The sequence below is a fragment of the Microbacterium californiense genome (assembly GCF_047246625.1).
Taxonomy (GTDB): Bacteria; Actinomycetota; Actinomycetes; order Actinomycetales; family Microbacteriaceae; genus Microbacterium.
The window spans coordinates 1,426,166-1,448,789 of sequence record NZ_JBFOKQ010000001.1; the positions used below are offsets into that span (position 1 = coordinate 1,426,166).

The 22,624-nt window shown below is 65.3% G+C and carries 16 protein-coding genes; 2 read left to right on the forward strand and 14 right to left on the reverse strand.

Annotation, left to right across the window (positions count from 1 at the left end; genetic code table 11):
* Positions 1–125: 125 nt before the first annotated feature.
* The 6 genes from AB3M82_RS06775 to AB3M82_RS06800 all read right to left on the reverse strand — a co-directional run bounded on the left by AB3M82_RS06775 (position 126) and on the right by AB3M82_RS06800 (position 4,550).
* Entirely contained in the window at positions 126–701 is a 576-nt protein-coding gene (locus tag AB3M82_RS06775) for a hypothetical protein (protein ID WP_412956523.1), read from the reverse strand.
* A 281-nt stretch (positions 702–982) separates the two neighbouring features.
* Complete coding sequence (locus AB3M82_RS06780; RefSeq protein ID WP_412956525.1) at positions 983–1,507, reverse strand: hypothetical protein; 525 nt, start codon at positions 1,505–1,507, stop codon at positions 983–985.
* A gap of 163 nt (positions 1,508–1,670) precedes the next feature.
* A complete protein-coding gene (panB, locus tag AB3M82_RS06785; RefSeq protein ID WP_412956526.1) occupies positions 1,671–2,552 on the reverse strand; it encodes a 3-methyl-2-oxobutanoate hydroxymethyltransferase in 882 nt (293 codons plus the stop codon).
* On the reverse strand, positions 2,549–2,932 hold the full coding sequence (gene panD / locus AB3M82_RS06790) for an aspartate 1-decarboxylase (protein ID WP_412956528.1): 384 nt from the start codon (positions 2,930–2,932) through the stop codon (positions 2,549–2,551). Before panD ends, panB begins: the two co-directional genes overlap by 4 nt.
* Positions 2,932–3,783, reverse strand: coding sequence for a pantoate--beta-alanine ligase (panC, locus tag AB3M82_RS06795; protein ID WP_412956529.1), 852 nt, complete (start codon positions 3,781–3,783; stop codon positions 2,932–2,934). The genes panD and panC overlap by 1 nt, the downstream gene beginning before the upstream one ends.
* Positions 3,780–4,550, reverse strand: a complete 771-nt coding sequence (locus AB3M82_RS06800) for a Rossmann-like and DUF2520 domain-containing protein (RefSeq protein ID WP_412956531.1) — start codon at positions 4,548–4,550, stop codon at positions 3,780–3,782. Before AB3M82_RS06800 ends, panC begins: the two co-directional genes overlap by 4 nt.
* 206 nt (positions 4,551–4,756) lie before the next feature.
* On the opposite strand from AB3M82_RS06800, the gene AB3M82_RS06805 reads away from it, so the two are divergent.
* On the forward strand, positions 4,757–5,383 hold the full coding sequence (locus AB3M82_RS06805) for an HNH endonuclease (protein WP_412956532.1): 627 nt from the start codon (positions 4,757–4,759) through the stop codon (positions 5,381–5,383).
* Positions 5,384–5,429: 46 nt separating this feature from the next.
* A complete protein-coding gene (locus AB3M82_RS06810) occupies positions 5,430–6,110 on the forward strand; it encodes an SHOCT domain-containing protein (protein WP_412956534.1) in 681 nt (226 codons plus the stop codon).
* Between the two features lie 113 nt (positions 6,111–6,223).
* Here AB3M82_RS06810 and AB3M82_RS06815 read toward each other — a convergent pair whose 3' ends face one another.
* The 8 genes from AB3M82_RS06815 to drmD all read right to left on the reverse strand — a co-directional run bounded on the left by AB3M82_RS06815 (position 6,224) and on the right by drmD (position 22,588).
* Positions 6,224–7,339 (reverse strand): hypothetical protein, encoded by a 1,116-nt coding sequence (locus AB3M82_RS06815; protein WP_412956536.1) that lies wholly within the window; start codon positions 7,337–7,339, stop codon positions 6,224–6,226.
* A 172-nt stretch (positions 7,340–7,511) separates the two neighbouring features.
* A complete protein-coding gene (locus AB3M82_RS06820) occupies positions 7,512–8,399 on the reverse strand; it encodes an HNH endonuclease (RefSeq protein ID WP_412956538.1) in 888 nt (295 codons plus the stop codon).
* A gap of 9 nt (positions 8,400–8,408) precedes the next feature.
* Entirely contained in the window at positions 8,409–8,885 is a 477-nt protein-coding gene (locus AB3M82_RS06825) for a very short patch repair endonuclease (RefSeq protein ID WP_412956540.1), read from the reverse strand.
* A 7-nt stretch (positions 8,886–8,892) separates the two neighbouring features.
* Entirely contained in the window at positions 8,893–9,597 is a 705-nt protein-coding gene (gene drmC / locus AB3M82_RS06830; protein ID WP_412956542.1) for a DISARM system phospholipase D-like protein DrmC, read from the reverse strand.
* Positions 9,597–11,681: a DrmB family protein gene (drmB, locus tag AB3M82_RS06835; RefSeq protein WP_412956543.1), complete on the reverse strand. Its 2,085-nt coding sequence runs from the start codon at positions 11,679–11,681 to the stop codon at positions 9,597–9,599. Before drmB ends, drmC begins: the two co-directional genes overlap by 1 nt.
* Positions 11,678–15,382, reverse strand: a complete 3,705-nt coding sequence (gene drmA, locus AB3M82_RS06840; protein ID WP_412956545.1) for a DISARM system helicase DrmA — start codon at positions 15,380–15,382, stop codon at positions 11,678–11,680. Before drmA ends, drmB begins: the two co-directional genes overlap by 4 nt.
* On the reverse strand, positions 15,382–19,395 hold the full coding sequence (locus AB3M82_RS06845; RefSeq protein ID WP_412956547.1) for an Eco57I restriction-modification methylase domain-containing protein: 4,014 nt from the start codon (positions 19,393–19,395) through the stop codon (positions 15,382–15,384). The genes drmA and AB3M82_RS06845 overlap by 1 nt, the downstream gene beginning before the upstream one ends.
* Positions 19,385–22,588, reverse strand: coding sequence for a DISARM system SNF2-like helicase DrmD (gene drmD / locus AB3M82_RS06850; protein WP_412956550.1), 3,204 nt, complete (start codon positions 22,586–22,588; stop codon positions 19,385–19,387). The genes AB3M82_RS06845 and drmD overlap by 11 nt, the downstream gene beginning before the upstream one ends.
* Positions 22,589–22,624: the final 36 nt, after the last annotated feature.

Consider the following 22,624-nt stretch of genomic DNA (forward strand, 5'->3'; position numbering starts at 1 on the left):
GGGTCAAGACACGCCCCATCCCCCGACTCCCTGCGGCGTGTTCTGACTCCTCACCGCACGGAAGCGACGCGCGCCAGCAGCCCGGGTGGTCGCCCGGGAAACGATGACGCGTGCAGCTCGGGCGGTCAGCAGCCGATGCCGTGGGGATCTTCGAGGCAGGTGTGCTGGACGAGGGCGGTGCGGGCCTCGAAGATGCGGATCTGCTGGGTGGGTCCAGGAGTGGTGAGTTCGCCGTCGATCGGGGTGAAGCCGGCACCGAGGTCGATCTCGGCCGTGTAGTGGACGGTGACGGACGTGTCGTAGGTGCCGCGTTCGCGGTAGACGTGGCTGGTGTCGGTCGGAGTGAACTGCGGGACGCCGAGAGATTCCCACGTGGCGCCGCCGGTGCGCGTCGTGGTCGTCGTGCCGTCGCCGTGGTGGAAGTCGAACGCCACCGGGGTGAAGCGGACCGTCACGGGGGCGCCGAAGAGCGTGCCGGTGCGGGTGTGGGTCGTGGCCGTCGCGACGAAGTTCGCGGGAAGTCCGGCGACGCCGACATTGAACGGGTCGACCGTGGGGGTGACCGCATCGGGCGAGAAGCTCGCAAGATCGGTGATCGTGATCGCCGGGACGCCGGGGGCCGCGGCCGGGGGTGCGGGTTGTCCGGCCTCGGGCGGGTCGGGTGGCGTGATGCACCCGCGGGGTCGGCTGCGGTCAGCCATGCAGGACTCGTATCGGGCGACACGCTCGGCATACAGCGTCTGCGGGTCCGGTCCGGTGGACGGGCCAGGATTCGAAGATCTGCGTGGTGAACTCGGGGACGCGGGAGACTGAACGGTCGAGCGCTGCCCACCCACCGTGACACTCGTGCCGTTGTTGACCGATGAACAGGCGCCGGTCGCGTTGCCTCCCGGCGAGCATCCTTGGGCCGCTAGCGCCACTCCGGGCGGTAAGGAGAGCACGATGATCAAGCAGATCAAAGCGGCCCCCTGAGCTCCTCTCTTCAGCATTCGCCCGCCGGACCCTCGGATTCCTCGAGGACCTTGAGCTCAGGCCCGGTCCCCACGAATTCAACAAGTTGGGCGACGACGTCTTCTCGATCAACAGGGGTGATGTTGGTGCCCGCCGAATCGAGCAGCTGTATCTCCGAAGCATCTAAACAGATCGTGGCTGTGATCGTCGCGTCACGAGCACGGAACCGGACTTCACTCCCGCTGAAGGAGGCGATCGACATTGCCCCCGTTGTGCGGTATCCCTGCTCTGCCATGAATCTTTCCGTGTCGATGTCTGTCTCCAGCGCCAGTCCGATCAGATAATCCTGGGGATCGGGTGACGTCTCCCCCGCAATCCGTGCGTTCACAGCGTCGATGTACTCCCGATATGTCTTCTCCGCTGCCTCGAACGCCTCCTCCTCCGACGCGAAGGCGGGCGTGGGTGTCGGTTCGGGTTTCGGGGTGGTGGTGCATCCGCTGGCCATGGTCAGGATCACCAGCGCGAGCGCAGTCAGCCGGAGTCTTTTCGAGGTCACCGCGTCAAGGTAGCCGGTATCGCTCCGCCGCCGTCTGCGTTATCCACAGGGCGTCCTTCGTCTCGCTACGCTCGCTCAGGAACCGGTGGCCTGGCGACAAGCAGTCCCTGCATGGGCGTCCTTCGTCTCGCTTCGCTCGCTCAGGAACCGGTGGCCGAATCGCTCAGGAACCGGTGTGGCGGGCGGCGAGGAGTGCCGCGAGCCGGGCGGGCTCGCCGCCCGGCATCCGATATCCGTGCTCGGGGCCGGGGTAGGCCCGCGCCCGCACCTCCTTGGCGTACGCGCTCACCCCATCGACCGCGACAGCCCGGACGTCGGCGTAGCGCTTCACGAACCGGGCGGTCGGACCGTCGTGCACGCCGAGCAGGTCGTGGAACACGAGCACCTGGCCGTCGGCATCCGCTCCGGCTCCGATGCCGATCACCGGGATTCGCATCTGCTGCATGAGGGCGGCGGTGACCTCGGACGGCACGGCTTCGACGACGAGCAGCGAGCATCCCGCACGTTCGAGGGCGAGGGCGTCGTCGATCACGGCGAGCGCGGCCTCGGCGCTGCGGCCCTGCGCGCGGTACCCGCCGAGGGCGGCGGCGCTCTGCGGGGTGAGTCCGACGTGTCCGACGACAGGCATGCCGGCGGCGACGAGCGCCCGGGCGCGGTCGACCGTGGTGCCGCCGCGCTCGATCTTGACGAGGTCTACGCCCGCCTCCTTCACGAACCGCTGGGCCGTGGCGAGCGCGAGCTCGTCGGACGCCTCGTACGAGCCGAACGGCAGATCGCCGACGAGCAGCGGCGCCGAGAGCCCGCGCCGCACGGCCTTCGTCAGCATCAGCATCTCGTCGATCGTCACAGGAACGGTGCTGTCGTAACCGAGCACGGTCATCGCGGCCGAGTCGCCGACGAGCACGAGGTCGACGCCCGCGTCTTCCACGATGCGCGCACTGGGGTGGTCGTAGGCGGTGACCATGACGAGCGGTTCGCCCGCCCGCTTCTTCTCGGCGAGGTCGAGCAGGGTCACCCGACGCCGAGGGGCGGGGTGGGCGCTCATCGGGCGACCAGCTCGCCGACGGCGTCGTCGATCCGCACGATCTCGTTCGCGCGGTCGACGTGGACCACGGTTGGCGCGTAGTCGGCGAGATCGGCGGTGGAGTACTCGGCGTACGAGAGCACGATGATCGTGTCGCCCGGGTGCACCAGTCGCGCCGCCGCCCCGTTGACCTGCATGACTCGCGAGCCGCGCTCGCCCTCGAGCGTGTAGGTGACGAACCGCTCGCCGTTGTCGACGTCGACCACATGCACCTGCTCGTGCGGCAGGATGTCGGCGGCCTCGAGCAGATCGGGGTCGATCGTGATCGAGCCGACGTATGCGAGGTCGCTGCCGGTGACCGTGGCGCGATGGATCTTGGACTTCAGCATGGTGCGTCGCATCAGGCGTCGCCTTCCAGGAGGTGGTTGTCGATCAGGCGGGCGGCGCCGACGCGGGCGGCGACGAGGAGCAGCGCGTCGCGGTCGACTCGGCCGACGGATGCCAGGGTCTCGGCGTCGCGGAGTTCGAGGTACTCGGGTTCGATACCCGCATCGGCGAGCACGGCGAGGGCGGCGGAGCGGATGCCGTCGGCTTCCCGTTCCCCTCCCTGGTGCGCGTCGTCGGCGGCGGCGAGAGCGCGACTCAGGGCCGTCGCGCGGGCGCGGGACTCGGGGTCGAGGTACACGTTTCGCGAACTCATCGCGAGGCCGTCGGGCTCGCGGACGATCGGGCACGCCTCGATGCGCACGTCGAGGTCGAGGTCGCGCACGACGCGGCGCACGACGAGCACCTGCTGGGCGTCCTTCTGGCCGAAGTAGGCGGCGTCGGGGCGCACGATGCCGAACAGCTTGGTCACGACGGTCGCGACACCGTCGAAGTGCTGCGCTCCGCGGATGGCGCCGTCGAGCACCTCGGTGATGCCGCCGACGTGGATGCTCGTGGCGAAGCCGTCCGGGTAGATCTCGGCGGGCTCCGGGGCGAAGAGGATGTCGACGCCCTCCGCCTCGGCGAGCGCCGCGTCGCGGGCCTCGTCGCGCGGGTAGGTGCTGAGGTCTTCGTTCGCGGCGAACTGCGTCGGATTCACGAAGAGCGAGACGACGACGAGGTCGTGCTGCTCCCGCGCACGGCGCATGAGCGACAGGTGTCCGTCGTGGAATGCGCCCATCGTCGGGACGAGTCCGACCGTCGCCCCTGTTCCTCGGGCGGCTCGGACCGCGTCGCGGACCTCGGAGACGGTGCGGAGGATTCTCATGCCGGGTCTTTCGCGGGGGTGAGGTGCACGGGTGCATCGCCGTCGGCGCTCCGGGCGGCGATCTCGCGGGTGGCCGTCGCGAGCGCGTCGAACAGCGGAGCGAGGTCGAGGGCGGATGCCGCGGCACGCTGCCTCTCGACGGTGGCCTCGTCGCCGCGGGTGAGGGGTCCGGTGAGGGCGTTCGAGGCACCGTGCGCGAGCCAGTTGTCGACGGTCTGTCGCACGAGGGGTGCGAGGTGGGCGCGGTCGAGTCCGGCGTCGCGTCCGAGATGTTCGGCCGCGTCGAGCACCGTGAGCACGAAGTTCGATGCGAAGGACGCGGCCGCGTGATAGCTCGCGCGGTGCGCGTCGTCGACGATGAAGGGCTTCGCGCCGAGGGCCAGGGCGAGGCGCTCGGCGGTCTTCCGGGCGGTGCGGGTACGGCCGTCGATCGCGACGCCGATGCCCCGGAACGCCTCCGGCCCCTCGCGCCCCGTGAAGGTCTGCAGCGGATGCACGCTGAAGTCCACGTGCGTCAGCGGGGTTGCGCCGGAGACGTGCCCGACGAGCCGAGCGCGCGGGCGGGCATCCGCGGCGACGTCGGGGATCGCGGAGTCGGGCACGCACAGCAGCACGATGTCGGCATCCGGGATCCCCTGCCTCCGGCGCAGCGGTCCGTGCACCGTGTAGCCCGCGGCCTCGAGAGCCTGCGCCAGCACCCGGCCGAGCCGGCCCGCGCCGACGACCGCGATCGTCGCGGAGGCGGCGGGAGGAGGGGTGGAAGACATGTGGTGTCCGGCCGGGGACGGCGGCACGGGGTGTGTCGAGTATCCGCCGGGAGGAGGGGGTGTGTCCAATGCCGGGAGCAGTTTGTTGAACTCGGAGCGGTACGGTTGTGCGATTCGCACCGCTAGGGGCGCAGCCAGCCTGCATCGTGCTCCGGTGTGCTCGTGCATCGTGAAGGGAGGACGCCGTCTTCCGCCAGAATCGAAGGATGCTGAGCGATCCGCCTCCGGGCCAAGTCGACGACACCGCCATCGTCGTCGCGACGACGTACCTCCGTCTGTTCGCCATGCCGAAGCCTGTCCGGATCACCGGGCGCTCCTCGAGCATCACGAACGCCTTCGTGAACGGCGTCATCCCCGCCGTCGTGCCGACCGAGGACGAGGTGCGCGAGGCTCTCGGCATCCTCGACATGCTCGGCGAGGTGACCTGCGCCTACTGCGGAGACGCCAGCACCGAGTGGGATCACCTTCGCCCGCTGGTCGACCGACAGCGTCCGACGGGGTACATCTCCGAGATCCGTAACCTTGTGCCGGCGTGCGGCAAGTGCAACCAGAGCAAGGGCAACAAGCCGTGGCGCGCCTGGATGTACAGCGAGGCACCCCGGTCGCCGAAGCGACGCGGCGTGGTCGACATCGACGACCGCGCCGAGCGTCTGACCCGCTTCGAGCAGTGGGGTACGCCCGCGCGGATCGACTTCGCCGCCGTGGTCGGAGAAGACCTGTGGCAGTCGCACTGGGAGCACCACGCGCGCCTCTTGACGCTCATGCGCGAAGCGGAGGAGACGGCGCGCGAAATCCGCGGGCGGGTGCGCGAGTTTCACGACGGACAAGGTTGACGTCGTCCGATAGCGTCGTCCTTAACTAGTCAACGAGGAGGACTTGATGGGGTTGTTCGATAAGGCAAAGGATGCTGCCGCCAACGCGGTCGGTCAGGCGCAAGCTGGACTGGACAAAGCGAAGGGCGACTTCGCCGCCTCTCGCCGCGACGAGAAGTCCGACCCTCGTTCCATGGCGCGTGATTCTGGCTCCGCTAATCGGCCCATTATGGAACTCGAGAGCCACATCGAGGGCAAGAACGCAAGGGTGCAACTCTGGCCCGACAGGCTTGAGTGGGAGCGCCCGCGCGGGGTGTCCGGCGGGAAGATCACTGCGGGTGTGATGACAGCCGGGCTTTCACTCCTCGCCACCGGAGTCAAAGGCGGCAAGGACGAGCACGACATGGTTCTTCTCAAGCACGTGACCAACGTCGCGAGCCGGAAAGACGGTCTCATGTATTACGCCGTCGAGGTTCAGACCGCCTCGGGCGGAGCTATCAACTCGGTCGCCTTCCGGGTGAGCAAAGACGAGGCCGTACAGTTCCGCACGGCCATCCTCGCGGCTGTGGGAGCGCAGGAAGAGAAGAGCAACGCACCAGTCGTCGTGCAGCAGACCGCGCCGGTATCGCCCAGCGCAGCACCCGACTTGGGCGCCCAGCTTCAGCAGCTCGCATCCCTGCGCGATGCGGGCATCCTCACCGAGGAAGAGTTCGCGACGAAGAAGGCAGATATCCTCGCTCGATTCTGATTTCCCCGCAGCTCGGCTTTGCGCTCACCACACTGGGGGGCACACTCGCCCGGCAACACGACAGAGGCCCTGACAGCATCCGCCGGTCAGGGCCTCTGTGTGCGTTGCGTGCCTTACGGCTTGACGAAGACCTCGTCGGCGAGGATGCCGGGGGTCACGCGGAGGACGATGGTGTCGCCGTCCGGGACGAGGAATGCGACCGAGCCCGTGGCGGTGCCGCCGTTGTACAGCTCGTCGAAGCCGAAGCTGTCGGTGAGGCTGACGAAGGCGTCGTAGCTGTTGATCACGTTGCCGGAGGACGTCACTGCGTCGACCATCGCCTCAGCGGCGTAGCCCGACTCGTCGCCCGTGTAGGTGACGGTGTAGTTGACGATCTCGTAGTGCGAGCCCGCGGGAGCCGGCTCGTTGAACTGGTTCGCCTCGGCGACGACCGGGTTGCCGTCGGCGTTGACCGAGTTGATGACGACGGTCCAGTCGTCGCTGCTGATCTCGGATCCGACCGGGAACGGGTTGTCGCGGCTGCCCTCGTCACCGCCGGTGGACTCCTCCTCGGCGGGCTCGTCGGACTCGTCCGTGCTGGACGACTCGGACGGCTGCGTGACCGTGACGTCACGGTCGCCGAAGGCCTCGTTGAAGGAGTTCGCGACGACCGCGAAGAAGACGATGAAGCCGACGATCGTGCCGAGGATCGACAGACCCAGGCCCACGAAGCCGAGCCACTTCTTGTCGCCCTTGAGGAACAGCGAGACGATGCTGAGCACGAAGGCGATCGGCAGCAGGATCCAGCCGACGATCAGGGCGCCCGGGATGCAGGCGAAGATGAAGCCGATCGCACCCACGATGGCCGAAACCAGCGCGAGGAGGTTGAGCTTCGGCTTCGCGGTCGGCTCGGAGCCGTAGGGGGCGCCGACATAGGCCGGAGCGCCGGAGCCCGGGTACGACGGCGCGCCGCCGCCCGCGTAAGGAGCAGGCGCGGGTGCCGAACCGGCGTAAGCCGGGGCTGCGTTCTGCTCGTAGCTCGGGGCGGTGAACGCCGAGGTCTCAGGAGCGGACTCGACAGGGGCGTCCGAGGGAGTGGAGGCGTCGGCAGAGGTGGCGGACCCATCAGTCGTGGGAGCCGGTGCGCTGACCTCGTCGGCGAAGTTCCCCCACTGCTGACCGTCCCACCAACGCTGACGCCCGGAGCCGTCGTCGTACCAGCCCGCGGGAGTAGTGTTCGGTGTAGTCATGAGGTCAATCCTGACAGAACGCTGAGAGCGGGTATGCCGGTGTTTCTGGATCGTTACCGGAAGTTAGAGTTTCGGGCGATCAACCCGGGTTGACCGGCAGATAGTAGGTCCCTCATGCCACACGTAGGTGAACCGACTAGTCGTTCCCCTCCGAGAGCGCGAGAAGTCACTTTCACGCCGCGAAAAGGGTGAACCTCTCCGCTAGCTTGCTCTTCGATGGGTGATCCGCAGGCCGTCGCGGAAGCGTTAGAGCCCGCTTATGCATGTCTTGAAGGCCGTGGCGAAGCATCGGACCGTCGACCTCGTCGAGGAGACGCTGGTTGATGCGCACCTCGTAGTCCGGCGTGATTCCCAGCAAGTTCCGGTCATACGATGCGTGATGGAGCTTGCACAGCGCCAGGCCATTGCTCACCTCGGCAACGCCGCTGCCTTCCCCGTCAGGAATGATGTGCGCGGCGTCGAGCAGTTCGGCATGCTTGAGGTTGCAGATCGCGCACGCCGAGGCGTAAGCCCGGAGCACCCTGGCGCGAAACATCGGCTGATGCAGCCGCGTTCTAACGAGGCGCTCCGCATAGCGCCTCTCGAACTCCCTGAGGTGCAGCGGATCATCGAAATACCGGAGCGACTCGTCGAGAGCAACGGTGACCACGCGTGCGACCGGGTCGTCATGGACGATGTAGACGGGGTAGAACGCGACATAGTGACTCGGCCGTACACCGAGGAAGTAAACTAGCGGATCGGCATGTTCGAAGGCTGAACGAAGCTTGACGTTGTCCCCTCCATCGCGAGACTGATATGAGTATCTGACCAAGCCATCCGAGTTGATTCCGTCGGAATAGCGTGTCTTCTTCGAACTCGTCATGATCGTGAGCGTCGAGTCGAAATCCGACGGATTGCGGATGCCCCGTCCGGTGTCGAGGAGCGGGATCCGCTCGCCGTTGAACGTGTAATTAACCAACTCGTCGCGACTGTACTCATATGCGCCACCGTCCCGACGGTCGTCCAGCCATCGGAAAATGTCTTGACGGATGGAATCTTGTTCCAAGCGGGTTCTACGCATGAACTGAGGCTATCGACTGCCGCCCCCGGTGCGTTGAGACGCGGCGTGAGCAGGGATTTGCATCTTGCTCAAATTCGCGCGCTGGACTGCGCGCTGAATGCTGTCAGCGACGTCGGTCGCCTTCTCGTGCTCCCAAAATCGCAGCACTTCCCACCCGGCACTCGCGAGCCGTCGATCGGTGTCTCTGTCCCGTGCCACGTTGGATTCGAGCTTCGGTCCCCAATAGGCCGAGTTCTTCTTAGGCGAGGTCCCGTGAACAGGACAGCTATGCCAGAAACATCCGTCGATGAATACCGCGATCCGCGCGCGCGTGAACGCGACGTCCGCTCGGCGCCTCACACCAGCAACGGGCGCGAAGTCGACGCGGTAGCGGAGCCCACGTGAGTGCAGTTCTCGACGAACCGCGAGTTCCGCCGAAGTGTCGCGGCGCTTGTTCGCGACCATAGACTTCCTCGTGCCCTCAGACGATGCCCAGGAGCCAGCCATCAGCACCTCACTTCAGATCGGTGATCGCTCCGTGCTCCCAGAGCTTGGTGAACCTCTGTCTCATGCTGGACGCGAACTCGACATCGTTGACCACGACTCCCGCCTCGAGATTGAACTCCGCCCCCGCCGTCGAAAGATTCGCACTCGTCACGAATGCGCTACGCGAGTCGATGATCAGGACTTTCGAATGCTGGAGAGCATAGTGACCATCGGGAGCCCGGTACGTCCAGAATCGGGCTCCCGTGAGTTTGGCGCGAAGCATCGACGCAGTCTTGCCGTGATTGACGGTGGAATCCACGAGAAGCGTGGTGCGAACACCGCGCGCGATCGCCTTCCACAACGCCTTCACGAAATCAGAATCTGGCGTTGCCGAATATGTCGAAGCGAAGACGTCTTCGCTCGCACCATCGATGAGGTGCGCGAGCGCTGACGTCGTGTGGTCGCCGTCTCCGTCGAACGTGGGGCCGCTCCAGACGGCTCGGATATCCACCGTGCTCGATTGAGCTGCGGCAGCTAGACCGCGCAAGACGTGGGAGAGGGTGGCAGCGCCGAGAGTCTCGTACCCGCGCTTCAGCGGCTCGCTGGCAGGCGAACCGTGGGGGATGATTTCGAGAGCCTTGTCGAGACGTCCGTCGATATCCAGACTCGACGCGAGTTTCAGCGCTGTCGAAGGCTTGAGCATGGACGCGAGATCGACGAACGGCCCAGCCATCAGCTGAGGCTCGCGGATATCCCCGCCATTAGCGGTGCCACGCCGAGTGATCCGGCGTGGAGATCGAGAATGAATCGCCGGTCGAGGAAGCGGTTGGCGCGCTCGCAGGAAGTCTCTGAAAGGAAGGCGCAGAAGTGACAAGCGGCTCCATGTAGGAAGTCCTCCTGGTTCTTCGGCACGCGGTGCGCGCAGATCGGATCGGAGGAACACCGGGCTGCGCGATGCAGCGCCTCGTGCAGTACCGACTCGAGCCGTTCGGTGCGCGCCAAGTCCACGAGGCCGCCGAGCGTACCCTCGCTGTCCGGCGATGTCGTGGTGATCAGGATGCCGGCAGCCGGGTCTCGCCCTTCTGAGGCCCGCCACGCGTAGATTCTCTCCGATAGCGACGCCGAGCCGTAGCCGCTCGACATCGCCATCTCGCGAATGAGCAGATGCGACAGCGTGTGCAGGGCCCAGTACCGCGGAGGCGGCATTCGATCGTCGGGATCTACGCCGACAGCAGTGGTGCTCTGGCGGCGGCCCAGGTTTCGAACATGCGCGGCGCGGTGGTCAGCCCACACGACGCTGTCCAAGACCTTGGCCTCCCATGCATCGACGATCTGTTCATCGAACCGGATGAACACTCCCTCGCCTCGGTCCTCGGTGGCCGGGACCCACTTGGGTTTGCCTGACAGAGCGATCGGTGCGATGCGAGTCGCGTCATCGCCCACCCGGTCGAGTGCGTCGATCCGCGTGAAGCCGATGAACGCGTTCGCCTTCCGGATGCGGTCGACTGCCACGACCTCGCTGACTGTAGGTCCGAGGGTGCTCGCGGCAGGAACCGAGTGCACCTTGAAGCCGTTGCGGCGGTCCTCCGCGAGAAAGTCCTTCGGATGGGTCAACGTCTCCCACTCGGGAGCAAGAAGGCGGTTCGGATCGTATCCGGCCGGTTCTGCATGCGGGCTTTCGAGTGGAGGGAGGTCGCCTCGAGCGATCCGAACCGCTGCCCAAAGATCCTCATCCGAAATCCCGGCGAATCGACCGGTAATGCTCTCGGAGGCGAACATGCGCCACCCAGCCACCGCCGCCAAGGAGGTGAGCTTCGCCACCTGAGCGGGTGGCAGTCCGAGAACCTCTGTGACCGTGTCGGCGGGTTGCGGCGTCTTGCGGGCGGGGAGCACGAGCACGCTGATGGTGGCGGGGAACCATTGGTTCGCCGCTCCGAGCAGCATAAGCCGAACTTCGCCTTGGCACGGGTCGTCCGCGGACGCGTACGAGGGCAGATGCGGGTGCCGGCCTCGGCAGTTCGGAAGCGAGTCCTGGCCGCCTGCGCGTGTCAACTCGGCGATGTTGCGGGACGAGCCGCATGCAGTGCACTTTATCGATACCTGTGGTCCGAGGTTCGAGCGCCACTCGAGCATCCGCATCTTCGGTTGGGCGACGCACGCGGTGGGGTGCCCGTCGGCACCGTGCACCCATTCGACGTAGGGGAACTCATCGAGGTGACCGTTCGTGCAGGCGATCAGATAGCGGGCCGGCACCGCTACGCGAACCTTCGGCTTACCGCCGGCGAAACGCCCGGGGCAGTTCTTGTGCACGAATCGGGCCATGTCCGGACGGTGTTTCCGGGTGTTCTCGAACTCGAAAGGGCTTCCGCCCGACACCGAAGACAGCAGGTCGCACCCCGTGCAGCGCAACCACTGAGGGAAGATTCGCGTGGGGATCCCGATCGGCGTCGTGTCACCGCCGAGCTCATCCGGCAGCCAGGGCGGCTGACGGAGCTCTCCGACCTGCTGGCCGAGCTGGCGACGAACCGCCTCGACCAATCGGGGGACGAGCACGATAGGAGGATCGCCGCCCATCCTCGCGTACGCCTTATCCCAGGAGTCGATTCCTTGTGGCATGACGGCGATCTGCGGCAAGTCGACGGAGGACCCGATCCCCGAGGTGTAGAGCATCGCGCTCGGCCGAATCGAACCGACGCGGGCGCGGTTCTTCGGCTCCCCTGCGCCTGCGAATGGGTCAGCGACGTCGCCCGGAACGCCGACCCCAGGCTGTCCGGCATCGACCGGCGGTTGCTCAGCCGTTGCGTGTTCTTCAGTCACTTGGCATCCTTCTTCGCCTTGGCGGTGAACGTCCACTTCGGCGTCGTCGCGCTGACCGGCTCGGCAAGCTTTCCGGGGAACGGTGAAACCAATAGGTCGATCTCGGGCTGCACTTCGCGCATCGAGTTTGCGACCTGGAAGAGCCGGTCGCCCTCCTCTCCGATGGAGTCCTCGGGACTGACCAGCAATGGCTCGACCACCTGCTTCGGAAGTGTCTTCTTCACGTACGTGAGCGCGCCCGAGACGGCAGTCGCGCGATCCGTCCACTTGTCGAGTCGCAGCACGATCTTGCTCTTCATGCTCGATGCAGCCCCGGGATCGGTGTCGGCAGCGATGTCGACGCGTGCGACGAGCTTGTCGACCAGGTGGTCGATGGCCGCGCGGCGCATCGAGATCCGTCCGGCCCCGGTGTTCGCTTCGGCCGAGAGAGATTCGGACGGCACCACCGCAGCTTCGATCACACGCGCGGCCGAGATGATGAGTCCGGTCAGCCCACGCTCGAGCGCCGCTTCGGAGAATGGCGTCACGGAAAGTGCTTCGACGTTCGCGTAGAAGGTCTCGTGATAGTGCTCGAACTGCTCATAGTGCGCCATATCGCGTGGTCGGGCCCGATTCGCCAGAGTCACCACCAGCCCGGGCTTCGTGCCGTCACGACCGACGCGCGACGACGCCTGGATGTACTCGGCGGTGTTCTTCGGCTGCCCCACGATCATCATCAATCCAAGGCGTGGCACGTCGACACCCACCTGGAGCATCGACGTGGCGAGCACGACGTCGTAAGGCGGGTCGCGCGGGTCCAGCTTCTCCCCTGCCTTGAGCTTCGCCGCAATGATCGCTTTGCCCGTTGTCGTGTCCGTGTCGGGATCGAACGGCGTAGCGAGGTGGGTGAGCGTTCTGCCGATCTCGGAAGAGGAAATGCGTGAGGTCAGCTCGCCGAGCCTCAGCGGCGTCCGCCGCCGCGGGTAACCCGTCGACTTGTCCGGGTTGCTGACTCGCGTGGTCACGTCGTCCTCGAGGTAGCGCCGCATACCCGCGAGTTCTCGGGTCGCGGAGAAATAGTCCACGAGCGTCACGTAGGGCTCCGCCGCGGCGCCGTGCTTGTCGAGCAGCTTCTGCCCCGCGAGAAGGAGGATCTCGCTGAGGCGAATCTCGGCGAGTGTGAGTCGAGCTCCGTGGAGACAGACACCGAGGTACCGCCGCCCGGGGGCGTTCTCGAGCGGCAGCTCTTTGGAGAAGAACGTGTCGCTCACGCTCAACACCTGAGGCGGGAATACTTCGACGCCGCGGGCGTATAACCGCTGCACCTGCTCGGCGGCCTTGCGGACGGTGGCTGTCGATGCGATCACGAGCGGCCGCACCGACTTCGAGCTTCCCGACGCACCGAGTTCCCAACTCGAGAGAACGTCGATCGCTCCCTCGAAAAGGCCGACGGCGGTTCCCAGAGCTCCGGTGATCAGATGAAGCTCATCTTGGATGATCAGGTCGGGCGGCCGCAGCCGATCGACGGCCGCGACCTTCGTCGCGGGATAGGTGCGCCCATTCGCGGTCTTCGCGTTGTGCGTGTCATTGCCGCAGACGCTGCCATCGGTGTCGAGGTGCTTGTATCCGTGACGCGGACAACGCCTGGCCACGTATCCGAATAGGCTCGCTGCTTCACCTTCGCGTGCCAGACGAGCGAACTTGTCGACCGTCGCAAGGAGGAACGTCGGCGGATGCCGGTAGATCTCGTCATCGACGGTGAGCACGGGCAATCCGACTTCTGCGGCCCCGCCTGCCGCGAATGGGCAACGCGCCCGGCGGTCGCCGCAGTATACGCGGATGCGCTTCTCGACGTCATCGGCTTCGACGTTCGACTTCGGGTTGATCGCAGTCCCGCACCACGGGCAGTGACCGAACTGGAGCACGGTGAGTCCGTATGCGGAGCTTCCGTCTCGCTCGCGCACGTCTTTCACTTGCTCAGCCGCCTCCGAGTACCGCTTCGGGCTGACGCTCGAACCCACCCAAAGGCCGATCGTGAAGGGTGCGGATCCCCACGTCGCGGGGTCTTCGCGGCGCACGACTTCAGCGGCGCACATCAGCGTGGTTGCGCGCAGAAACTGCTGCGACGTGAGCAAACGCAACGTGTACCGCATGAGCACCGACACGCCATCGCCGCCGTTCAGCAGCCCTTCGGGGGTCTCGACCTTCCCTTGCAGACGACGGATCCCGAAGGTGAATGCGGCGAGGCCGAGGTAGGCCTCGGTCTTGCCCCCACCCGTCGGAAAGAACAGCAGTTCAGCGCGTGCGTAGTCCGTCGAGCGGCGGACGTGAGTCGGGTCGACCACCGAGGGCAGTTGCATGAGGATGAACGCGAGCTGGAATGCGCGCCACGAGGCCGCCTGCTCGCCACGTGCGTCGACCTCGGCGACGGCGTCGGCGATCGACAATTCCTTCCGCTCGATACGGAGCGCGGCGACTTGCGAGCGAAGGCGCTGATCGCGCATCGTGCGGTTCATGAACCAGAATGCGCGTTGTGCCTGCCGATTGGAGACGAGAAGCTTCATCCCGGCGCGCAAGCGATCGAGCGCTGCGGCACCGTCGCCCAGTCCGATGCGCGCTTGTTCCTGCAACCACTCCGGAAGCGCCGCGCTCTCCTTTTCGCACTCCTCCAACCAGATCGAGTATTCGTCGATGAGCGGCTGGAGGCCGGCTTCGAGCTCAGCAGGGGATGCCTTCATAAGGGCACCCATGCTGAGGACGACGCCGGCGACCGCCGGCGCCTGCGTCTGAGGCACTTCGGCAGTCGGAAGCCAGGTCGTCCGCACCACCGTCGCACGCCGAGCGTCGGTCGTCGATGGGTTCCAACTCACCGAGGCCGTCCGGCCGACGGCGAACTCGAGGCGATCGCGGTACAGGAGATCGAGTCGGCGCACTTCCGGGTCTCGGGAGGCACGGTCGGATGCCATCGCATCGCGGGCGGGCAGGAAGACCGCGTCGCCATCCGGCGAGGCGACCTCGAGCTCGGCCTGGAACATCCAAAGCTTGGGTGGCAGCTCGCGCCCGGTGACCGCCGTATTGAGAAGGGCGGCTTCAACGACGCGACGCCCCTCCACGTCAAACACCTCAACTGTGATCTCGACGTCGTCAGCCAGCGCAGCACGCTTCGAATCGGCGTTCGCGATCACCGAAAGGTCGATCTCGGCGTCTGCTTCGAAAGGGGTGCGGTCGTAGTATGTCTGGATCTTGCCCGTGTCGTCCTGCTCTCGCCGGGCTCGGTACTTGCCCCAGCGCGCTGTGAACCGAAGCACGCCTGTATTCGCCGGAACCTGGAACCGCAAGCCCATGGACGACGGGGCGATGATCTTCGACTCCGGCCCTCGATCCTCGTCGGGTTCGCTCGGCGAGGCTTCGGAGATCATCTCCTCCTCGTCGGAAGGCACACCGTCGACATCGCGCGCGCCGCTGAGATCGGCAATGGCGAGGGAGTCGTCAGCGCGAACTTCGGCGAGCGTTGCGCCGCTCGCATCGTCGGAAGACGCTGTTGCTGGCGCAGGGCCATCGAGAAGTGAGATCGGGGCGAGCGCGCCGGCCAGGTAGCGGGCGCGGGGCGTGCCCACGATCGTCTCGACCGGGCCGTCCCACGGTCCGACCAGATCGCGAGCGATCAGATCGATGAGTTCTTCGCGAACTTGCGCAGAGGACGTCGCGGAATCACCAGCCACTAGAACATCGCCCCCTCAGGTGCAGGTGACTCTTCGAGATTATCGTCCCGTTTCGACTTCTTCGCGGAAGCCGCTTCGGTTTCGAGCTTCGCCCGCCGATGGTTCTCCTCAAGGAGTCGATCGAGGACCTCAGACGTTGTGGCTGGATCCATCATGAACCGCATCCTTCCACGCTCTTGGAAAACCCCATGCTCCGGGGAAAGGTCGCTCCACCCGAGAGCAGCGAGGACTGAGGTGTCGATGTCAATCTGAAGGTCACGAAGCCTCACCAAGTCATCGTCAGACGAGCTAGACGCGATCTCAGCGTACAGAGCGGTTAGTCCAATCTGGCGTTCAAGCATGACCTCATCACGGTACGCACTGAAGCGCTCGCCAAGCTCGCTTAGGCGGTCGTTCGAGGCTGGGCGCGGGAACGGCAGATAGACCGTTTTCGGCGTGTAAGTGGCATCCGTTCGCATCGTGGTGCCGTACCGGACCGCGAAAGAGCGATGAACTGTGGAGCAAAGTACCGCAAAGTCCGACGCTTCGGCTGATGGGAATACCACTAACTTAGCGTCCAGAACCTGCCTGGGCGTGACGAAAGCAGGTGCCAAAGTCGCGCTCACCTGAGCCATGACTATGACGCGCTCCAGGGACTGGATGGCAGCGTAGAGCGCGGGCCTCTTCTCCGCATACTGCCACCACCTGTCAGGAAGAGGTTTTCGCAGCACGAACTCGCCGGCCTCGTTGCGGCGCTGCCTTACCGGGCGAACGAGATCACTGATTCGCGCGAAGGGCTCCGGGTAAGAAGCAGCCTCGACCTCAGACATCGTCTTGAAGTTGATCACCCACCGGGCTGCATCCCTGTTGGGACGGCTGTTGAGATCTTCGCCGTTCAGATACGGCTGAATAACTTCGGCGTTTCTAGCATCCGCTTCAATCATGCGCGCCGCTTCTTCGGGGCTGAGCACGAATCCTGCCCCCAGAACGATCGATCCCTGATAGGTCCGGCCAATGTTCTGTGCGAGACGGATGGGCTCGCCGATCACGCGGCCAGTTGGCTCAAGCAGAGAACCAATCCGTGACGTTGTAGATCCATCGGCAATCCTTGGCGAATGAACGACGCGATTATTCGCAGCCCACACAGCAGCGAACTCAAGATTGGCTGAGCGTGAAGGCCATGGTGAACTGCGAACCGAACGGTATATCTCGGTTCCTCCATCAACGAGAGCAGCAAGACCAACGTCCCGTGTTGCGCCTTGCGCAACTGAGTTCGTAGCGATCAGCCCAAATGTGCCCCCCGGACGGATAAGGTCGCTGACTCGTCTAAGGAAGTACGCGACAAGGTCGGCGCTGCCCCTACTACCACCGGCAACGACTGCAATCAGCCAATCGCGAATGTTGACGCCCATTGCGCTGGTGAGTTTCTGCCCGCCCAGGAATGGCGGATTGCCGATGATCGCGTCGAAGCCGCTGCCAGCGTGAATGACGTCGGGTACTTCAAGAACCCAGTGAAGGGGTTTCCAGCGAGCTTCGCCGGTGGAGACGGTGGGGGTAAGACCAGCCTTAATGATCTTGTCGAGTGCGGCGCGATCGAAAGTAAACTCTTCCTCGGCAGGGTAGGCAGCGCGGAGCGCGTCCGCAAGGTCGTCGTACCGGTTGTCGAGCCTCCTGCCAGGCTTACCTCCCTCAAGGAGCCCGGCGGCAACGATCCCGTCGGCCACATCGCGGAGTTTCGCGGTGAGTTGGTCCGCCTGGTTGAGGAGCGCATGCTTCGCCTTGGTAGAACGCATACGGTCAGCGTCGTCTACTTGCCCCGAGGCCAGCTCGCGTCGAATTCTGGCGGCACCATTTAGGTCCTTATCTACATCGAACCACAGCAGTTGCTCGCGTCCGTAACGTCGTTCGGGGTGGATGTGCTGCGCTTTGAGCTGTTCTTCGCTGATGACGCCGAGCAGTGAGTTGCCGTGGAAAACGCGGTCGTCAACGAAGGAAAACGGCTTCCCGGCATCCATCGAGATGAGCCACAATGAAAGCTTGCACATCTCAACGGCCATGCCATTGATATCGGCACCATACAGGCATCGGGCGACGACCTCGCGCACCGCCCACCGTTTCAGGTCGGACTCGTGACTCACATCGAGACCCTCTTTCGCGCGAGCCTCGATCAATCGGTCGGCGAGATAGCGGGCCGCGGCAACGAGGAACGCCCCGGACCCGGCTGCGATGTCTGCGATCTTCAGATCCAGGATCTCCGACGAAGACCTGAGCTTCCATTCGGTGCGGTTCTCGGTGTCCAACGGCCCCGGCCTGTAGACGAGCGGCTCCAACGCGTGCAGAACGACCTCCTCGGCGAGAGCACGGGGCGTGTAGTGGGTGCCGGTGTTCGCGCGCTGCGGCGATTCCGTCATCACCAAGCCACCTGCAGGAACGACGTACGGGAACCCGCGCAGGTCCGCTCGGATCAACCCGTGGAAGGGTTCCAACCGAGCTGCGAGCGCGTCGTCGCCGAGGAGCGCATACCGAAGTCGCGTTCGGGCATCCGCGACCGCTGCGGGGTCGTCGACTCCATAGGCTTTCGCGATCTGGTTCGCCGTGCGGGGCTTCGACTGCTCCTGCGTCTTCTTGAGTTGTCCGATGAGACGCTCCGCGAAGTCCGTCGGCGTCGGAGCCTCATCCCTGATCTTCTCGAGCTCGGCGAGCGCGATCTCCGGTTCGAAGCCGCTCTTGCCGGCCAGTCCGATAGTGACATCGGTAACGTATGCGGCGGAATAGCCGAGCAGACCTTCGTATACGTAGCCGATCTGCTCCACATCCAGGTCGCGGAACGACAACTGCATCGCCCCGTTCTCGATTGTCTGCACTGCGCGGAGAACGGCGAGCATCGCCCGATCGGTAAGCCGTACCCGCAGGCGACCTTGGGAGTCCGTGGCATACAACCATGGAAAACGCGACGGGTCGAACAGAGAGCCACCGTATGCGGGCATCCTCATGTCCTGGAACGAGGCGCCGCCGAAGACAGCATTGCTCGCGGCGAGCAGACGGTGCCAGGCCTCCCATGAGTGGTCGAGCGCTTCCAGCGACGTCGCGGTCGCATCCTGCTGTAGCAGCTGGCGGAGCCCTGCGATGGCGTAAGAGGAACGATAGAGGTCGTGTTCAGGAAGCAGCCCACGCTCTTCGGCGAAGAGGAGGAAGACGATGCGCATGAGCACCGTTACGGCTCCTTCGTAGGCCGCCTTCGGATCCTCCGGTAGGGGCGACGACTCCCCCTCGGAGACGGCGCGCAAGTGCGTATCGGACATGGACTGAAGGACGAGCTCGACCGCGCGTCTAACCTGATCGCCGAGCGCTTCGGTGATCTCCTCCGCGCTCGCGACGCTCTTCGCGAACACCAGGGGAAGACGCTTCTCCGGAGCACCTCCCGCGATCGACGCGTAGCCGGCGAGCGCGAGGAATGCGTCGCGACTAGCGCGCTCCTCCCGCCAGAGCAGCGCGTCCCATACGCCGCTCGCCGTAGTCACGTCTTTTGCAGCGGACACCAACCCCCACCAGCGTCCGTCGGTCACGATGCCGATCGTGATCCCGGTCTCCCGCAAGAGCACGGCCATACGGTCGATCGCGTTCGCCGACCAGCCGTCCGTTCCCGCTGCGCGCAAGTCATTCGTGCGGTCGACGAGGGTCACAAGTGCTAGTGGACCGCTGTCGCTAGTCAGGACCGCCCACGGCTTCACGACGACAGCGCTGTTCGGAGACTCCGCAGAGAGCGCCGCAGGAGCAAGCTGCAGATCATCGGACCAGTCGAGCAAGCGACGCAGCACGACCGTCACCCACCGATCACGGGCCCCACCGTAGACCTCCGCTGGTGCTGACCAGCTCGAGAACCACCGGACGAACTCATCGGCGAACACATCACCGGCCTCATCGGCGCTGGGGCGGGGCAGCCCTGACGGGTAGAACGACTTCAGAGCCGCTCTCGACAAGAAAGGACCATCGTGGTCGATCAGGGACAACCATTCCCACGCGTCAACGGGCACCGTCAACCTCCAGCTTCCGGGCGTCTTCGGGAGTCAGTGCGAAAACCAACGCAGCGACGAAGGTGTGCGCTTTCACATCGCGGTAGCGGCGTTCGACAGCCTCTCGCTCCGCCTGTCGTTCATCCTCGAGGTGCGTGAGGCGCAATTGGACGCGGGTGAGATCGCGGTCGCGTTGCTGCTTCTCCTCCGGGAGCTGGAAGAGCATCTCTTCGCCGGACCGGCGTGCCTCCTCCGCGGCAGCCAGAGTGTTCTCCAGAGTTCCGCGGAACCGAGAGAAGATCCCATCGATCGTCGCGAGGTCAGCGTTGCGCCGTTCATCGAGATCCGCTTCGACATCGCTCCGAAGCCGCTCCGCACGGCGGTGGATGGCAGCATTGACCCGGTTCCGGAGGCCATCGACCACATCTACCTTGCGATTCCAGTCGACGGCCAGGTTCTCTAGCACACGATCGCTCGGTTGAGTGAGACGAGTGCCATCCAGCGCGGAGGCCAGGAGCCTTTCCGTCTTCTCCATACCGAGTTCTTGGCGGCGAGAAAGCCGAGTACCCGCGAGGAAGACCTCTTCATGCAGGCGAGCGCCGCCTTCCCCCACGAGCACAAGTCTCGCGACCCCTGCCGCAAACGACTGATCCAAGCCTTCGACGACCACAGCGCTCACGCCGCGGACATGCTCGGTGCGCGTCCAGACCTGACCTCTGAGCTCGCGCGCCGCTCGCTGGATCAGGGGGTGGCCGAGGTGCGCGTAGACGACGTCAGTCCGGTGTCGTGCACGCTGCTCGTCGAACGTGATCGGCCGCTGCACGTCCGGAGCGAGTCTCGTGGTGAGACCGGCAAGCGCGGGAACCCAGGTCTTCGAGAGCCCGGGCGGCACGCTGAACAATCGTGCCTCCTCGAGCGGGTCACCGACCTCGACGAGCTCGGGCTGGCCGGAGATGCGGAGCCCCTGCTCGAATACGCGACGCAGGTTGTCTTCGTGAAGGTGCAGGCGGTCGCGTGAGCCATCGAGGCGCTCCGCCAGGCGGGTCAGGTTCATGCCGAGAGAGTGCTCGGCCTGCAGAACGCGATTGATCACTTCTCCGCCGGCGTCCGTCCTGACCTTGCGTGCGGGACCTTCCCCGAAGCCGAGCTCCCTCTGCAGATCGGGCGCGATGATCTCGTTGGCCGAGACCCCGTCGTGCTCGGAGTTCGCGATCTTGCTCGCGAGTCGGGCCAGAAGCTCATTGTCTTTGGCGTAGTCGGAGGTGTTCAGCTTGTCGGCACGGGGATGCCAGACACGGGGAGTCTCTTTCTGTCCGTAGCGATCGATTCGGCCGATCCGCTGCTCGAGTCGATTCGGGTTGAACGGGATATCGAAGCTGACCAGACGGTGGCAGTAGGTCTGCAAGTCGATGCCCTCACCAGCGGCATCCGTCGCCAGCAGGATGCGAACCGGTTCATCGCTCGGCGGCGCGGTGAACCGGGAACGGATCTCCTCGCGGGTCTCGGCATCGGTCGAGCCGTCAATGACTGCGAGCCTATCCCCGCCGAGTCCGCGCGACGCGAGCACGTCACGTAGCCATTCCAACGTGGTCACATACTCGGTGAAGACGACGATGCGCTCGTCTCCCCAGCCGAAACCTTGAATGATCAGCTCACCTTCGATAAGCCGCAGGAGTGCTTCGAGCTTCGAGTCGGGACGGCCATCGTAGCCGCGCCCCCACGCGATGAAATCTCGAAGGTCCGAGATGTCGTCCTCGGTGAGCGCAACCTGGGCACGCGTCGCGGTTCGGAGTGCTTCGAGCTCCGGCTGCTCAGCGCGGCCTTCTTCCTCGTCGGACGCCTCCTCCCCGAGGATGTCGTCATAGTCGGGAAGTTGCACGTCGTCGTCACCGCGCGCGGCGAGGTATGTCTCCGCCGTCGTCGCGAAGGCCATCGGCGACGAGAAGAACCGCTTCTTGAGGATCACGGTGGCGAGATCGGATGCTCGCTTGCCGCGTTCCTGTTGCACGGCAGCGTTTCGGCGGCGAGTGAAAGCAATGAGCTTCTCGTAGGCATCAGCCTCGGCCTCGGAGGGGTCGAACAGCAGTGATCGAACTTCGCGAAGACGGAAACCTTCGTCCGGGAGATCGCGCTTCAGCCGGCGAACCGCGACCTGCTTCAAAGCGCTCTCGTCGAGGTCCGCGCCGCGGGCGAACCGCTGGGGGTCGATCATTTCCAGCAGGGCGGTGAAAGACTCGGTGTACCCGTTGTGCGGTGTCGCGCTGAGGAACAACCGATGCTCACAGAGCTCAGCGAGGCGCCGCACCGCAACCGTGCGCTGACTGTCCACCGCGTATCGGGCCCTGTCGGCGCTCGCGCGGCTCGGCGTTGCGGGGGCGACATGGTGCGCTTCGTCCACGACGAGCACGTCGAATGCCCGCCGATCGGCCGTGCGAGCGTCCTTGATGCTCGCATACACCTCTTCGAGCAGGCGCTCCGCCCGGGGCGATGGCAACCATGACATCGAGACGATCACACGCGGATAGACCCGGAAGGGATTCGCATGCACGCCGAACGTACGACGGAAGGCCTTCATCGTCTCCGAGTTGACGATCTCGAAGTTCAGACCGAACTTGTCGCGCAGCTCCTCCTGCCATTTGATGACGAGACCGGCGGGGCAGACGACGATCACCGAGCGAGCGCGGTGGCGCAGGAGCAACTCCTGGATGACGAGACCGGCTTCGATCGTCTTGCCGAGACCCACGTCGTCCGCGAGAAGCATGTTGGCGCGCGGGGAGTCGATGGCGCGACGGAGCGGCTCGAGCTGGTACGCCTCGACGGTCGCACTGCTCCGGAAGGGGGCCTGCAGCGTCTTGGGATCTGCGCTGGTGAGTGCTCCCCAGCGCAGGGCGTCGACATATGCAGCAAAGGTCGCGGGGTCGTCGAATCGGTCAGGGCGCAGATTAGTGGGCAGCCCTTGTTCGTGGATGACGCTCCGACCGGGCTCGAGCTCCCAGATCACGGTGAGTTCCCGCCCGTAATGATCCTCCTCGACAGACTGCACCGTCACGGCGTGCTGCAACTCGGCACGACCATCATCGGCGCTGCTGCGCGGAAGCGATTGCGCGGTCACGTCGGTCACCGACCAACGAGCACCCCGCACATTCACCAGACTGCCGATCTCGGGAACCTCGGTAGTGCCGGTCGTCGCGCTCTCGACCACGTACGAATTCATCCCTTACGCCCCTTCCAGAGCAAAGCCTTCCAGTAT

What these genes read in the sequence shown, in the direction of transcription:
- drmC (WP_412956542.1), bottom strand. Translation starts at nt 9,597, where the DNA reads ATGGCTGGGCCGTTCGTCGATCTCGCGTCCATGCTCAAGCCTTCGACA.
- AB3M82_RS06810 (WP_412956534.1), top strand. Translation starts at nt 5,430, where the DNA reads ATGGGGTTGTTCGATAAGGCAAAGGATGCTGCCGCCAACGCGGTCGGT.
- AB3M82_RS06825 (WP_412956540.1), bottom strand. Translation starts at nt 8,885, where the DNA reads ATGGCTGGCTCCTGGGCATCGTCTGAGGGCACGAGGAAGTCTATGGTC.
- AB3M82_RS06775 (WP_412956523.1), bottom strand. Translation starts at nt 701, where the DNA reads ATGGCTGACCGCAGCCGACCCCGCGGGTGCATCACGCCACCCGACCCG.
- panD (WP_412956528.1), bottom strand. Translation starts at nt 2,932, where the DNA reads ATGCGACGCACCATGCTGAAGTCCAAGATCCATCGCGCCACGGTCACC.
- AB3M82_RS06815 (WP_412956536.1), bottom strand. Translation starts at nt 7,339, where the DNA reads ATGACTACACCGAACACTACTCCCGCGGGCTGGTACGACGACGGCTCC.
- panC (WP_412956529.1), bottom strand. Translation starts at nt 3,783, where the DNA reads ATGAGAATCCTCCGCACCGTCTCCGAGGTCCGCGACGCGGTCCGAGCC.
- AB3M82_RS06820 (WP_412956538.1), bottom strand. Translation starts at nt 8,399, where the DNA reads ATGCGTAGAACCCGCTTGGAACAAGATTCCATCCGTCAAGACATTTTC.
- drmD (WP_412956550.1), bottom strand. Translation starts at nt 22,588, where the DNA reads ATGAATTCGTACGTGGTCGAGAGCGCGACGACCGGCACTACCGAGGTT.
- panB (WP_412956526.1), bottom strand. Translation starts at nt 2,552, where the DNA reads ATGAGCGCCCACCCCGCCCCTCGGCGTCGGGTGACCCTGCTCGACCTC.
- AB3M82_RS06800 (WP_412956531.1), bottom strand. Translation starts at nt 4,550, where the DNA reads ATGTCTTCCACCCCTCCTCCCGCCGCCTCCGCGACGATCGCGGTCGTC.
- AB3M82_RS06805 (WP_412956532.1), top strand. Translation starts at nt 4,757, where the DNA reads ATGCTGAGCGATCCGCCTCCGGGCCAAGTCGACGACACCGCCATCGTC.